The sequence below is a fragment of the Nocardia sp. NBC_00511 genome (genome assembly GCF_045161165.1).
In the GTDB taxonomy this organism is placed as follows: Bacteria; Actinomycetota; Actinomycetes; order Mycobacteriales; family Mycobacteriaceae; genus Nocardia.
Window position 1 is genome coordinate 6,042,174 of sequence record NZ_CP107849.1, and the last position, 13,833, is coordinate 6,056,006.

The following is a 13,833-nucleotide window of genomic DNA, read 5'->3' on the forward strand; positions in this document are numbered from 1 at the left end:
GCACCCGCCGGATGGCCGCGGTGCAGCATCGAGTGCTCCATCAGATCGAAATGCGTGGCATCCCGGCACAATCCGGGTTGAAGTCGATGCCGCGCTTCCTCGAACACACGCTGCACCTCGGTGCCGCCGACGCTCGTGCCCGCTGCCGGGCTGCGACTCTGTTGGGTCCGCGGGAGGTTCCCGGTCAGACCCTGCCGCCGTGGCTGCCGTGGACTGCGGCCGCGCAATCCGTTGGTCTGGTGTCGGCTGAGCATGCGCGGGTGATCGGGCGGATCATGGATCGGCTGCCGGTGAAACTCGATGTCGAACAACGGGAGACAGTCGAATTCCAGCTCGCCGAGTTCGCGACCAACACCACCCCGGATGATCTGCCGAAAATCGGTGATCGGATCCTGGCCTACCTCGACCCGGACGGCAGCCTCACTGAAGACGAGGACCGTCAGCGTGGTCGTGGCGTTACACTCGGCAAGCGCCGTGTGGGTGGAATGTCGCCGCTGAGTGGTGAAATCACCACGACACTGCGTGAACTGCTCGAGCCCGTTCTCGCTAAACTCGCGCGCCCCGGCATGTGCAACCCGGCCGATCCGGAAAGCCCTTGGGCTCCTGAGCATGTCGACCGCGACGTTCTCGACGCTGCGGCCGGTCGTGACCGGCGCTCGACCGCGCAACGCAATCACGATGCGCTGGTAGCGTTCCTGCGCCCGGAACGCGGCCCCGCCCGGCTTGGCGAACATCGAGGCTTGCCGGTCTCGACCATCCTCACGATGAGCGTGGCCGAGGTAGAAGCCCGCGCCGGTGTCGCGACCACCGCCTCCGGCGGCAGCATCCCACTCCCGGAAGCGTTGCGGCTGGCCGAGAAATCGACACCATTCTTGGCGATCTTCGACCACAACGGCATGGTCCTGCACCTGGGCCAGGCCCACCGCCTGGCCAATTCGGCTCAACGGTTGGCGTTGATCGCCGCTGAGCGTGGCTGCACCCGTCCGGGCTGCAATGCGCCCGCGACGTTGTCCGCGGTGCACCACATCAGCGCGTGGTCGCAGGGTGGTCCGACCGATATCGAGAACCTGACCTTGGCATGCGATGCCTGCCATGCGCTGGTCAACGACACACCCACCGGCTGGAAAACCGTTGTCATGCCACCGGATTCACCATTCGCGGGCCGCACCGGATGGATCGCCCCACTATCGCTGGATCCGACCGGCACCCCACGGGTCAACCTGCGCCACCATGTAGGTGAGTTGGCCGTGGCCACCCTCACCGACCTGCGCACTCACGCCCGACGCCGCGCAGGCCCACCCCGCGAATAGCCTTCGGGTCACGCAGCGAATTGCCGCCTGCGCAACGCATGTCAGGACCGCCAGCAGTTGCGACCATGGCGGCACATCGTTGTAGATAGACACGGCCAGGGCGTAGTCAGACCATTCCCACGCCCGCACATCGCCCCCACCGATCACCTGCTCGCACTCACCACGATGACGGCTGAGGTTTGCCCGGTCTTGCAAACCTATGTATCTTAGGTTTAATACTAAGGCTTGTAGTTTTTGGTGATGCCTCGTTCCGAGCTGGAGAAGCCCTGATGAAGTCTGATGTCTTGCGCGTGCCCGGCGCGTCGCTCTACTACGAAACACGTGGCGCGGGACCGCTTTTGGTGTTCCTACCCGGTGGAGGTGGGGATGCGGGGACGGTTGACCCGCTCGCCGAGGTACTCGATGAGCACTTCACCGTCGTCAGCTTGGATCCGCGGGGGTATTCGCGAAGCACGCTCGACGGGCCACAGGTCACGCAGCGGGTCGAGGTGCAGAGTGAGGATGTCTTTCGGCTGATCTGCCATCTCACCGACGAACCGGTTTACGTAGTCGGCGGGAGTGCCGGGGCGATCGTGGGGTTGGATCTGCTGGCTCGGTATTCGGAACGGGTGCGGCGGTTGGTGGCGCATGAACCGCCTTGTTTCGGGGTGCTTTCGGATGCGGTGGAGCAGCTCGCCATGATCGATGAGGTGTGCGCGGTGTTCCACGCGGAGGGGCCCGCGGCGGCTGGGGCGCGGTTTCTGGCGGGGATCGGGAATGCGATGAAGCCGTCGCCCGCGCTGACCGATCTGTCGCCACGTGCCGCTGAGATGTGGGCGCGGCTGGCGGTCAATGGGCCGCTGATGATGGAGTACGAGTTGCGGGAATTCACTTCGTACATACCGGATTTCGAGGCGTTGGGGCAGGTTGCCGATCGGCTGGTGATGGCGGCTGGGCGGGAGACGCGGGGTGCGCTGCCCTATCGGCCCGCGGTGGAGATCGCGGGGCGGCTCGGACTCGAAATCACCGAGTTCCCGGGCGCGCACAATGGAATGCGCACCGATGCAACGGAATTCGCCCGCCAGCTGGTCACCGCGCTGTCCGGTGGATAAATCACATTGCCGGACCGCGAGGACCACTGCTATCTTTCCTGAGGCCGTGCAAGAGACCGAGGAGGTGGTACCCGTGAACGTAGATTCGACGTGGGTGCTCCCCTCAGGGGTCATGGTCGGGCGATAGGTCGTCCGGGAGCGCCACTCAGCGCACTCCCGAAAGGCACGACCATGCACTTCACTTCTGAAAAAATCCTCGACGGCGGCGTCGTCGAACGCGAATTCATCCTCGGCGAGATCCCCGGCATCCTGTGGACGTCGGTAACCGCCACCGAACCCGCCCCCCTGCAACTGCTCGGACATCCCGGCGGTCTGGGCAGGATGTACCCCCGGGTGCTGGGCCGGGCCCGAAATGCCGTGGCGGAGGGCTTCGCCGCGGCCACCATCGAACAGCCCGGCAGCGGTGACCGGCCCGTTTCGGCCGCCGCCGAGCAGGCCCGCATCGACCTGCGGCAGGCGATCCAGGCCGGTGGGCCGGTCGACGACGAGATCGTCGCCCGACTCATCCTCCCGCTGGTGGATCAGGCCGTCCCGGAATGGCAGGCGACCCTCGACGCCCTCCTGGAACTGCCCGAGATCGGTGGTCCGGTCGGGTTCGCGGGCGGGGTGATCTCCGTCGCGGTCCGGCTGGCTGCGATCGAACCACGCATCGCGGCGGCCATCCTGTTCGCCGGAAGCTACGTGCCCCGGGCCATGTTCGAGGAGGCCGAGCAGGTCAAGATCCCGCTGCACGTCCTTTTGCAGTGGGACGACGAGGGCAACGACCGGGAGCTCGCCCTCGATCTGTTCGACGCCTTCGGCTCCGAGCAGAAGACGTTGCACGCCAATATGGGTGGCCACACCGGAGTTCCCCAATTCGCGGGCGAGGAGGGAAACCGGTTCTTCGCCCGGCATTTGAAGTGACGCCGGGCACGCGGTCGATCTAGGCTCCACCGCATGTCAGCACCCGTACGCCTACTCGTCCTGATCACCACGCGCGAAGGCCGAGGTCAGGAGCAGATCGATGCTTATGCTCGCCTCGCTCCGATCGTCCGCGCCGAGCAAGGCTGCCTGCAGTACGACCTGCACCGGGTCAGCGATGACCCGGACCGCTTCGTACTCCAGGAGCTGTGGGCATCGAGAGAGGCACTCGCCGCACACGGCATCGCTCCCCACATGATCGAAGCCGCCGCGGCGAACACCGCATTCCGCGCGGGCCCCGTGGAGGTCATCGAATTGGCGACCGAACCGCTGGCCTGAGCGAGCGGAGAGACGGAAATGCGAACGGTCCCGGCCTGAGGCCGGGACCGCTCGTATGTGAATAGGGTGGCGTAAGTGGGATTACCAGGCCTTACGTGCACCCGGCCGCTGAGCCGCCCCAGCCGAGAGCGCCTCATACACCCAGTTGTGGGCCTGCCCCACGGTGATTCGGGGGCCGAGGAGCTCTGCGGTGAGTGACCAGTAGCGGCGGATTCGGGGGTCGGTGTCGGTCGCGTCGCGGAGTAGCCACTCGCGGAAGTGGGGGGAATCGTGTTGGCCGCGTGCAGCGGCGTGGGCGGCGACGAAGCGGTCCAGTTCGGTGCCGCCGTGCGGGCGGACGCCCTGGGCCACGCGGGGAACCACGGCCGTCATGATTTCGCCGACTTCGATGTAGAGGCGGTGGCGGTCGCGGATCAGTTCGGGGCTGCCGCGCAGGAGTTGGTGTTGGACAACGTGTTTCATGTCGGTGGAGGTGGCCAGCGCGGCTAGTTCGGCGTAGGCGATCACCTGGTCGATGGATGGGTCGGGTGGTGGTTCGGGGACGTTCCAGCCGGTGTAGATGTCGACGTCGCGGCGGGGGATGTGGGTCAGGACGCGCCGCCAGAATTGGATGAGGTCGTCGTGTAGGGCGGTGCCGTCCTGGGCGGCGGCCAGTAGGGCCAAGCGGTCGGCCCGTTGTGCCGGGGCGGCGGATTCGACGGCTCGCAGTGAGGCTCGTCGCCATGCCAGGGATCTGAATTCGATGTCCAGACGGGCACTTTCGGCGGCGACCGCTTCGGTGATCGAGCGCGCGCCGTGCAACACCTCGGTGATCGCACCCAACCCGAGACCGAGGGCGCGCAACCTCCGCACCAGCAGTAGTCGTTCGGTGGCGGCGTCCGCGTCGAACATGCGATGACCGCCGGGGCTTCGGTGGGACTCCAGAATGCCTTCGTCGCAATAGAACCGGATCGTGCGCACCGTGAGGCCGGTGCTGCGCGCCAGCTCGCCGATGCTCATCGACGCCTGGGCGTCTGTGTCGTCCGTCACAACCTCTTGAACCTCCACCCCGGTGGAGCTTTTAGCGTACTGGCGTACCGCACAACGGATTACCCAGAGGAGTGCATTCGTGGCTACTACACGTGAAGAGATCGTCGCCGGGATCGCGGAGATCGTCGAGGAGGTGACGGGGATCGAGGCCGCCGACGTCACGATCGACAAGGCGTTCACCGAGGATCTGGATATCGACTCGCTGTCGCTGGTGGAGATCGTCGTGCAGCTGGAGGACAAGTACGGGGTGAAGGTTCCCGATCAGGATCTGGCGAACCTGCGGACCGTGGCCGACGTGGTCGACTACGTGCAGAAGATGGAGGCCGAGAAGCCGGGGCTGGCCGCGGAGATGGAGGCGAAATTCAAGGAAGGACAGGCGAATTGATCGCCGATGCGGAGTTGGATCCGGCGGCGGTCGAGCTGAGCAGCTTCTTCCCGGAGGCTCCCGAGGCGGTGTGGCGGGCGCTGACGGATCCGGAGCTGCTGGCGCGCTGGCTGCTGCGCCCGACCGGGTTCGCGGCCACGGTCGGGACCCGGTTCCGGTTCACCATCCCGGACGCGAGGATCGACGAGATCCGGTGCGAGGTACTGATCGTGCGGCCCTGCGAGCAGTTCACCTGCACCTGGATCTATCCACAGGCCGACTACCCGGCGAACTCGATCATCGACTGGACGCTCCATCCGCAGGGCCGGGGCACCCGACTCCTGTTCACCCAGACCGGGTTCGACATTGCGGACCGTCGTCAGAAGATGGCCCGCAATGCTCTCGAACGCACCTGGAAGCGCCGGCTGCTCCCCCGGCTCGGTGAGGTGATCCACCACTGACACCGGTCAGGCCTGCTCGGACCGCTGCCTGCCGGGGAGGAGCAGGCAGAGCGGGACCGACAGCGCGGTGAGCACGGTCGCCCACCAGAAGGCCTGCTGGAAGCCGTGATTCAGGGCGTCGGCGGTGTGGGCTCCGGCGGCGGTGTTCTGTAGGACGACGATCAGGACGGCCGTGCCGATCGAGCCGCCGAGCTGCTGGGTGAGCCGGATCAGGATGCTGGCGTGCGGGATCTCGTCACGGCTCAAGCCCGCGAAACCCGCACTGCTGAGCGGGATCATCGCCGCGCCCAGGCCGATGCCGCGCAGCAGCAGCACCGCCATCAGGAAGATCTCGCTGGTGCCGGGGGTGACGAAGGCGAAGGGAATCGTTGCGGCGCAGGCGATCACGAAGGCGGCCAGCGCGACGGGTCGAGGCCCGAACTTGTCGGTGTACTTACCGGCGACCGAACGCGACAGCAGGGTGCCGATGCCCTGCGGGATGAGCAGCAGGCCCGCGCCGAGCGCGTCGGTGCCGCGCAGCTGCTGGAAGTACAGCGGCAGCAACAGCATGGTGCCGTAGAGCGCGGCACCGGTGAGCAGCAGCATCACCGACGAGGCGGCCAGCGGGCGATGACGCAGCAGGCGGATGTCGACCAGGGCACGCGAGCGGCGACGCAGGGCCCAGGCAGCGAAGGCGGCGATCAGGACCAGGCCGAGCAGCACCGGTACGAGCACCCGGGCACCGGTGATGCCGGAGCTGCCGTCGATGCGCGAGAGTCCGTAGATGAGGGCGGCGACGCCGGGCGAGAGCAGCAGGAAGCCGATCGCGTCGAGCGGGGTGCGGGTATTCGGTTCGTCGGCGGGCAGATTGCGCACGGCCAGCCACGCGCCGACCACGCAGAACGGGATGTTGATCAGGAACATCCAGCGCCAGTCGCCGAAGTGCAGGATGATGCCGCCCAGCACCGGACCCAGGACCGGGCCGAGCGCGGTCGGCACCGTGATCAGCGACATCAGCTTGCCGATATTGCGACCGCCGGCGGCCTGCATGATCAGGGTCGCGGTGAGGGTCATCATGAACCCGCCGCCGATGCCCTGCACGACGCGAAAGGCGATGAGGCTCGGCGCGTTCCAGGCCGAGGCGCTCAGTATCGAGCCGATCAGGAACAGGCCCAGCGACAGGATCCACAGGCGCTTGCCGCCCAGCGCGGATTGCGCCCAGCCGGCGACCGGCATGGTGATGGCCAGCGCCAGCAGGTAGCCGGTGCTGACCCACTGGATGGTGCTCAGCGGCGCGTGCAGGTCACGGCCGAGATCGTTGATGGCGACGCTGAGGATGGTGCTGTCGAACACCACCGCCAGCGCGCCGATGACGATGGTGACGGCGATCTTCAGTACGTGTGGATCTATCCGGTCGGCATCGCTGCCGAGTGGGGGTTTGGCTGTCGTGGCCATGGGATTACCTCCTGAGCTGGCAGTACATCGTTCGTCACGAACTGTGTTCGTCACGAACAGAGTACGCTGTAGGCTGAAGCTGTCAACAGTCCCGGTCACACCGCACACAGGGAGCCCGCCCACCATGAACGCCACCAGTCGTCAGCGCTCGACTCGCGACCGTCCCGCGAAAGCGCCGCTCAGCGAGGCGGGCGTGGTGGACACGGCGCTGGCGCTGCTGCAGGCGGAGGGGTTGGGGGCGGTCACCATGCGGCGGGTCGCGACCGCCCTGGACACCGGGCCGTCCTCGCTCTATGTCTACGTCTCCGGTCGCGAGAGCCTGATCCACGCGATGCAGGATCGGGTGTTCGCCACCGTCGAGCTGGAAACCCCCGACCCGGCGCGCTGGCGGGAGCAGTTGCATTCGTTGCTGACCCGGCTACGGCAGGCGCTCGCCGATCATCCCGGCATCGCCGCGACGATCATCGCCGAGGCGCCCGGCACCGAGGCGACGCTGCTGTACACCGAGAACCTGCTTGGCATCCTGCTCGCCGGTGGACTCGATCCCCAGGACGCCGCCTGGGCCACCGATATTTTCGCGGTGGTGGTGACTCACGCGGCCGCCGAGGCCGATGCCCGTCGCACCGGCAGCGCGGAGCAGGCGGACACGAACCGGCGGACCTTCGCCGGAGTGTCCCCCGAGCGCTTCCCGCTCATCACCGCCCACGCCGACCGGCTCGTCGCCGGTGACGCGGAGCAGCGCTTCCGCGTCACCGTGGACGTGGTCATCGACGGCCTGCTGGCCCGCACGAAAAACGCTGGGCCGCACACCGTTCGATGAACTAGCCGAGGTGCCGGGCGAAGAAGCGCGCGCCGGTGTCGGGGTCGAGGCCGACCATGCGGTTGTGGCGGCCCGGGTGGATGTGCAGAGTCTTCTCGGCCGAGGCGCACGCGTCGAAGAGATCCAGGCCGGGTCGGCGAGCGATCTCCTCGTCGTCCCAGGCCAGGGTGAAGTCGACCGGGACGGTGATCTTGCGGGCCGCCTCGGCCAGGGCCTCGTAGACGAAGACCGGGCCGAAAGTCGCTGCCTTGATTCGAGGTTCGACCGCGGTCAGCACCAGGCCGATGGCGACGCCGAGGGTGACGCCGCCGTAGCCGATGGGGGCTTCGGGACCGATCTCGGGCAGGGCTTGCAGGGCGTCGATGGTCGCCTGCCATTCCGGCACGGCGCGTTCGGCCAGCGACATGTTGTAGTCGGTGATGATCCGCGCCATCGACTCACCGGCGGCGCGCGCGGCCATCATCTCGGCCACCCACCGCTGGTCGCGCTCGTCGCGCGGGCGGTCGCCGTGCCCGGGGGCGTCGATGGCGGCGACGGTGTAGCCGTACCCGGTGACCAGGTGATGGGCATTGGCCACCAGTCCCGGTGACTTCTTGTGGATGCCGCCGGTGTGGCCGCTGAGGATGAGAGGTGCGCCGTCCGAACCGGATTCGGGAGACCAGAGCACGCCGGTGATGTCGCCGAGGGTGAACAGGCGCTCGACGATGCCGTCGGAAGAAGTTTCGGAGATGAAATGCATGATGGTGCCTCTTTCGGGATTGCCTTGTGGCTCAGGCACTCCCAGCGACACCTAGGTCAGTCGCCGACCGTGACGGCTGAGGGAGCACCCACATTGGATACGACGTACATGGGTCTCACCTCCTCGCGGCGTTTCACGGTCCTCGGCACAGTAACAGCGTGATCGGTATCCGCCAAGGGGCGATCGGCTACTGCATGCACTTGGTGAACAGCAGCAACGTTGTGGCGACTCCCAGCAGGACAACGAGTCCGTAGTGGCCGGGGGTTCTGCCGTAGTCGTAGGTCGAGAGTGCTGCGATGATGGCCAGCACCGAGAAAAGTAGACGCTTCACGGCTTGCTCCCACAGGATTTCCACTACCGTACGGGGATTCGGTTCTGTTGCGCTACAAGGGAATCGGCCTGTGGCAGCGCAGCGGCGGTGAGATGGCATCGAAGCGGCCGGGCGGGACGGAAGTTCACCGGCGTAGCGGTGTGGCGAGAGCGTCCGCCGACACCGGACCGAGCAGATGCTTGGGCGTGTCCGCGATGCCGCGCCGGTCAGGTGGGCAATTTTTCGAAACGGCCCAGTAATTAGGGGCTTGTTTTGTACACTGCCCGCTGAAGTGAACAGATGGCACTTCAGTTTCTGATTCGAGGTACCGATATGTCTGCTACACCGGGCGCGTTCGCCGTACGGGCCGCCGCGGCCGCGATCGGCGGGGCACTGCTGCTCGCCGGGGCTACGGGGTGCGGCAATGATAAAGCGTCGGACGGGTCGTCGGGTGGCACCAGCAGTGTCGTCGCCACTCCGGCCGCGGCCGTGAGCACCACGGTCGCGCCCGCGCCGACCACCCAGGCGCCGGCTCCGGCCCCGGCCGCGTCGGAAGCCCCGGCGCCGCAGGCGGTTTCACCCGAACCGGCCGCCCCGGAGGTGGTCGCGCCGCAACCGGCCGCACCGCAGCCCGCGGCGCCCAAGCCCGCGCCGCAGACCCAGCAGGAGAAGCCTGCGCCGCCGACCCTGGACGCGCCGGGCTTCGAACCGCGCGCCGGGTACTGAGCAGAGACTGGACGACGCAGGTGTTCGGCAATGGTGGACGGTGGCTGTGTGCCGCCGTGGTGATGCTCGCGGCATCGGTGACCGGGGCGAGCAGCGCCGGTGCGGATACCGCTCCGGCGGGCAAGCAGCTGGTGATTCTGGGTGATTCGTTCACGGCGAACGCGTGGGACTTCTTCGATCCCGACAACAGTTGTCTGCGGCACGGCCCGACGGCGTGGCCGGTGCAGCTCGGAACGCGGATGGGCGTCTACGGGACCGACGAGATGGTCGACCCGTCGTGTCCGGGCGCCTCGATCGACAGCGGGCCGGGCTGGACCCTCGGCCAGGAGGCCCAGAAGGCCGACAAGGCCGGTGCGTTCGGGCCCGCCACCAAGTTGGTCGCGCTGCAGTTCGGCATGAACGACAAGTGGGGCCGGACCAAGCAGACGCTGTGGAATTCGTTGCAGGGCTGCGTGTTCGACCTCGTCGACGGATGCGACGCGGAGGCCGCGGACCAGGGGCGGATCACCGATTACACCGGGGTGTCCGGTGCGCTGATGGCCGAGCGGATGCGCAATGCGGTGACCTACATCCGCTATTACGCGCCCAACGCGCACATCGTGCTGGTCGGCTATCCGGAGCTGTTCCCCACGGGTAGCAACGCCGTCTGCCTGGACGTGCTCGGTGTCGCGCCGTTCATCCAGCCGCGCGGGCGCGCGGTGGTGGAGTACCTCTCGCGCATCGACCAGGCGCAGCACGAGGCCGCCCAGCTGCTGGGGATGGACTTCCTCGACGCCCGGGCGCTGACGGCCGGGCACGGATTGTGTTCGGACGAGCCGTGGCTCAACGGGGTGTTCGACCCGCGCACCGATCTGCAGGGACTGTTCTTCCATCCGTCACCGAAGGGCGATGCCGTGGTGGCGAACGCGCTCTATGACCGCTACGCCCAGTGACCGGATCGGCGGGTTGACAATCGATTGCTTCTCGCCGATTTTCCGGGTTGCCCAGGGGTTTTCCAGTTTGCCGAAACCGGCATCGGCGATGCGGCAGCCTCTTGTACACTCCGCGCGCAAGTGAAAATTTCACGCCTCAGTTCGCGATTCGAGGATCTCATGACGATTCGTTCATCCCGTCGGCATTCTTCTCGTCAGACCGCCCTCCGCTCCGCGGTGGCCGTGGTCGGCGGCATCCTGCTCATCGGCACGGCCGCGGCCTGCGGTAGCGACAAGGCGGCCGACTCCCCCGCGTCGAGCACCACCGTCGCCCCGGCGAGCACCACCGTCGCGCCCGCCGCCCCGGCCCCGGTCACCACCGCGCCCGCGAGCAGCAGCGAAGCGCCCGCCCCGGCCCCCGCGCCGGCCGCGGCCCCGGCACCGGCTCCCGAGGCCACCGAAGCCCCTGCGCCGCAACCGGTCGCGCCCAAGCCCGCGCCGCAGACCCAGCAGCCGGAGAAGGCGGCCCCGCCGACCCTGGACGCCCCGGGCTTCGAACCCCGCGCCGGATACTGACGAAACCGGAGAATGCACGTGTCGGGAAACGGTGGACGGTGGCTCTGTGCCGCGGCGATGGCGATCGCGGCGGCCCTGACCGGAACCACGGGCGCGCAGGCGGATTCCACGCCCGCGCCCGCCGCGCCGGAGGGCAAAGCGCTTGTCGTCCTTGGTGATTCCTACAGCGCCAATGCCTGGGCCTCGCAGGACGGCGGGTGCGTGCACGGCACCACCTCGTGGCCGGTGCAGTTGAGCGCGCTGATGGGGGTGGCGGGATCCGACCAGGTCGCCGATCAATCCTGTACCGGCGCATCCCTCGACACCGGCAACAGCTACACCCTGGCGATCGAGGCCCGCGACGCCGACAAGGCGGGCGCGTTCGGGCCGAAGACCAAGCTGGTGACAATCCAGTTCGGCCCCAACGACACCTGGGGCGGTGCGAGCCAAAACCTGTGGAACGCATCGCAGCAGTGCCTGTTCGATCTGGCCGACGGGTGCGGCCCCGACGCCGTCGCCGCGGGCCGGATGCCGGATCCGCAGCAGGTGACGGGCACGCAGTACGCCACGCGTATCCAGAAGATCGTCACCTACATCCGGTATTACGCGCCCAACGCCCACATCGTGCTGGTCGGCTACCCGGAACTCTTTCCCGCCGAACAGAACTCGGTGTGCATGGACTTCTTCGGCATGGTGCCGTTCACGCAGCCGCGCGGGCGCACCGTCGTCGAGTACTTCAACCGCATCGACCAGGCGCAGCGCGAGGCAGCCGCACAGCTGAAGCTCGACTACCTCGACTCGCGCACGCTGACCGCCGGACACGGAGCCTGCACGGCGCAACCGTGGATCAACGGCGTCTACGACCCGACCACCAAGATCGACGGTCTGCCGTTCCACCCGGCCCCGGCCGGTGACGCAGTGGTCGCGAAAGCCCTGTACGAGAGGTACACCCGATGACACGCCCACCCGAAGTCCTGCCCGGCACCCGCGACGACAGCGACCTGCTCACCGCGCTGGAACCCATCGCCGCGAGCCCGGAACCCGCGCTGCGGGCGCCGGTCGTCACCGAGCCGCAGCCCGCGCCCACCGCGCCCGCGACCTCCGAGCGCCGTCCCGGACTGCCCTCGCTGACCGGGGCGCGCTGGTGGGCCGCCTTCGCGGTGTTCGTGCTGCACGCCCTGGTGTTCCTGCCGGTCTACCCGTTCCAGAAGTCCGAATTGTTCCGGCACATCCACGAATTCGTGCCGATGCAGCTGGGCGCGGCGGGCGTCACCTTCTTCTTCGTGCTCTCGGGCTTCATCATCTACTGGTCGTTCAAGCCGGGCATGTCGGTGCGCGGTTTCTACCGCCGCCGGGTGCTGAAGATCTATCCGACGCATCTGCTGGCCGCCGCGGCGTTCATCGCGGTCGCCAGCGTGCCGCTCTCGCGCGCGGTGGTGTGGGTGCCCAACCTGCTGCTGGTGCACACCTGGGTGCCGAAGTGGAGCACCGTCGGCGGCCTGAACGTGCCGTCCTGGTCGCTGGCCTCGGAAGTGCTGTTCTACGCGTGCTTCCCGCTGTTCCTGCCGCTGGTCAACCGCATCCCCACCAAGCGGCTGATGCTGGCCATGGTGCTGCTCATGCTCGGCATCGCCGCGCTGCACACCGGCTACTTCCTGTGGACCGATGGCCCCAAGGGCATCGCGAACGCCTTCGCGCCGCGCCTGGTGCCCGGCAACACCTCGCCGTTCTACGAACTGCACGCCTCGCACGCCTGGTTCACCCGGCCCGATATCCCGGTGGCGCAGTCGTATTGGCTGAGCTACAACTTCCCGCCCTCGCGGCTGCCGGAGTTCTTCCTCGGCGTGCTCGCGGCCCGCATGGTGCTCGAAGGCCGTTGGCGCAACACGAGTATGGTGCTGCCGCTGGCCACGCTGACCGCCGCCTACGCGCTGACCTGGGTGGTGCCGGTCAACTACAAGATGTCGGTGCTGCTGCTGCCCCCGATGACCGCGGTGGTGGCCACCATGGCCGCCCGCGATCTGGCCGGGATCCGGGGCCTCAACTCGCATCCGCGGATGGTGTGGCTGGGCAATGTCTCCTTCGCCTTCTATCTGATCCAGTTCCCGGTGATGGTGCTGATCACTCGATACCTGATCGGCGGCAAGGAGTTCGGCATCCTGGGCTGGGCCGGTTTCGCGCTGCTGTGCCTGGTGGTGTCCACCGCGGCGGGCGCGGTCCTCTACCACTGGTTCGACCTGCCCATCATGAAGCGCTTCGCCCGCTCCAAGCGGCCTGCCAAGGCCTGATCGACCCGCGAGCCTCCGAATCAGGGAGTTCGCACCGCACGGATCCAGCCGGGTCCGGACGGTGCGAGCTCCCTGAAGCTTTGTGCGGGTACGCATATGGCCATACGACGACGCCGCGGCGTACCTACCCCGAAGGGAGGTACGCCGCGGCGCGGTTCGAATCCGCCGCTAGCGCGGCGGGAAGGTGAACGAGGAGCCGGTACCCAGCGCCTTGGCCAGCATTTCGAACAGGCTGTTCACTGCACTGCCACTCATACGACGCTCCTAGACGGCCGGAGTGACCGGAGCGATCGGCTGGGTGGTGGAGAGCGACGAGCCGGAGCCGACCAGCTTGGCGAAGGCCACGAGCAGGTCGGTGAAACCACTACCACTGTAAACGGGCATGGCGTTCCTTTCGAATGTGTTTGTGCGCGAACGCGAATCAGTGAGGGGTGTAGCTGGTGGTGGAACCACCGCTCAGGAACTTGAGCACCGTGCCGAGGATGGCGCCGTAGTCGACGGTGCCGCCACCGGTTGCGGGCGGAGTGGTTGTAGGCATTGAAATTCACTCTCTTTC

At 67.5% G+C, this 13,833-nt stretch carries 16 protein-coding genes; 12 read left to right on the top strand and 4 right to left on the bottom strand.

Annotated elements, in window-relative coordinates; translation table 11 throughout:
- Positions 1–11 precede the first annotated feature (11 nt).
- From OG300_RS28265 to OG300_RS28280, 4 genes are all read left to right on the top strand, one after another.
- Complete coding sequence (locus OG300_RS28265) at positions 12–1,310, top strand: DUF222 domain-containing protein (RefSeq protein WP_405498704.1); 1,299 nt, start codon at positions 12–14, stop codon at positions 1,308–1,310.
- Positions 1,311–1,579: 269 nt separating this feature from the next.
- The gene (locus OG300_RS28270; RefSeq protein ID WP_405486095.1) at positions 1,580–2,401 is read left to right on the top strand and encodes an alpha/beta fold hydrolase; all 822 of its coding nucleotides are present in this window, start codon (positions 1,580–1,582) and stop codon (positions 2,399–2,401) included.
- Between the two features lie 171 nt (positions 2,402–2,572).
- Positions 2,573–3,304: an alpha/beta hydrolase gene (locus OG300_RS28275; RefSeq protein WP_405486097.1), complete on the top strand. Its 732-nt coding sequence runs from the start codon at positions 2,573–2,575 to the stop codon at positions 3,302–3,304.
- Positions 3,305–3,337: 33 nt separating this feature from the next.
- Positions 3,338–3,640: a putative quinol monooxygenase gene (locus tag OG300_RS28280; RefSeq protein ID WP_405486099.1), complete on the top strand. Its 303-nt coding sequence runs from the start codon at positions 3,338–3,340 to the stop codon at positions 3,638–3,640.
- An 81-nt stretch (positions 3,641–3,721) separates the two neighbouring features.
- Here OG300_RS28280 and OG300_RS28285 read toward each other — a convergent pair whose 3' ends face one another.
- Positions 3,722–4,669, bottom strand: a complete 948-nt coding sequence (locus OG300_RS28285) for a MerR family transcriptional regulator (protein WP_405486101.1) — start codon at positions 4,667–4,669, stop codon at positions 3,722–3,724.
- A gap of 79 nt (positions 4,670–4,748) precedes the next feature.
- Between OG300_RS28285 and acpM the strand changes: the two genes are divergently transcribed.
- Entirely contained in the window at positions 4,749–5,054 is a 306-nt protein-coding gene (gene acpM, locus OG300_RS28290; protein ID WP_405486103.1) for a meromycolate extension acyl carrier protein AcpM, read from the top strand.
- Positions 5,051–5,494, top strand: a complete 444-nt coding sequence (locus OG300_RS28295; RefSeq protein WP_405486105.1) for an SRPBCC domain-containing protein — start codon at positions 5,051–5,053, stop codon at positions 5,492–5,494. Before acpM ends, OG300_RS28295 begins: the two co-directional genes overlap by 4 nt.
- A gap of 6 nt (positions 5,495–5,500) precedes the next feature.
- On the opposite strand, the gene OG300_RS28300 is transcribed toward OG300_RS28295, so the two are convergent.
- The gene (locus tag OG300_RS28300; RefSeq protein WP_405486107.1) at positions 5,501–6,928 is read right to left on the bottom strand and encodes an MDR family MFS transporter; all 1,428 of its coding nucleotides are present in this window, start codon (positions 6,926–6,928) and stop codon (positions 5,501–5,503) included.
- A 124-nt stretch (positions 6,929–7,052) separates the two neighbouring features.
- Here OG300_RS28300 and OG300_RS28305 point away from each other — a divergent pair, with 124 nt between their 5' ends.
- Positions 7,053–7,748, top strand: a complete 696-nt coding sequence (locus OG300_RS28305; protein ID WP_405486109.1) for a TetR/AcrR family transcriptional regulator — start codon at positions 7,053–7,055, stop codon at positions 7,746–7,748.
- Position 7,749: 1 nt separating this feature from the next.
- On the opposite strand, the gene OG300_RS28310 is transcribed toward OG300_RS28305, so the two are convergent.
- Positions 7,750–8,487 carry an alpha/beta hydrolase gene (locus OG300_RS28310; protein WP_405486111.1) on the bottom strand — a complete coding sequence of 246 codons (738 nt, stop codon included), beginning with the start codon at positions 8,485–8,487 and terminating at the stop codon, positions 7,750–7,752.
- A gap of 187 nt (positions 8,488–8,674) precedes the next feature.
- Complete coding sequence (locus OG300_RS28315) at positions 8,675–8,818, bottom strand: hypothetical protein (RefSeq protein ID WP_405486113.1); 144 nt, start codon at positions 8,816–8,818, stop codon at positions 8,675–8,677.
- A 312-nt stretch (positions 8,819–9,130) separates the two neighbouring features.
- Here OG300_RS28315 and OG300_RS28320 point away from each other — a divergent pair, with 312 nt between their 5' ends.
- The 5 genes from OG300_RS28320 (at position 9,131) to OG300_RS28340 (ending at position 13,277) form a co-directional block, all read left to right on the top strand.
- Positions 9,131–9,523 (top strand): hypothetical protein, encoded by a 393-nt coding sequence (locus OG300_RS28320; protein WP_405486115.1) that lies wholly within the window; start codon positions 9,131–9,133, stop codon positions 9,521–9,523.
- A gap of 20 nt (positions 9,524–9,543) precedes the next feature.
- Complete coding sequence (locus tag OG300_RS28325) at positions 9,544–10,455, top strand: SGNH/GDSL hydrolase family protein (RefSeq protein ID WP_405486117.1); 912 nt, start codon at positions 9,544–9,546, stop codon at positions 10,453–10,455.
- A 159-nt stretch (positions 10,456–10,614) separates the two neighbouring features.
- Positions 10,615–11,010, top strand: a complete 396-nt coding sequence (locus OG300_RS28330; protein WP_405486119.1) for a hypothetical protein — start codon at positions 10,615–10,617, stop codon at positions 11,008–11,010.
- An 18-nt stretch (positions 11,011–11,028) separates the two neighbouring features.
- Positions 11,029–11,946 (top strand): SGNH/GDSL hydrolase family protein, encoded by a 918-nt coding sequence (locus OG300_RS28335; RefSeq protein ID WP_405486121.1) that lies wholly within the window; start codon positions 11,029–11,031, stop codon positions 11,944–11,946.
- A complete protein-coding gene (locus tag OG300_RS28340) occupies positions 11,943–13,277 on the top strand; it encodes an acyltransferase family protein (RefSeq protein ID WP_405486123.1) in 1,335 nt (444 codons plus the stop codon). Before OG300_RS28335 ends, OG300_RS28340 begins: the two co-directional genes overlap by 4 nt.
- Positions 13,278–13,833: the final 556 nt, after the last annotated feature.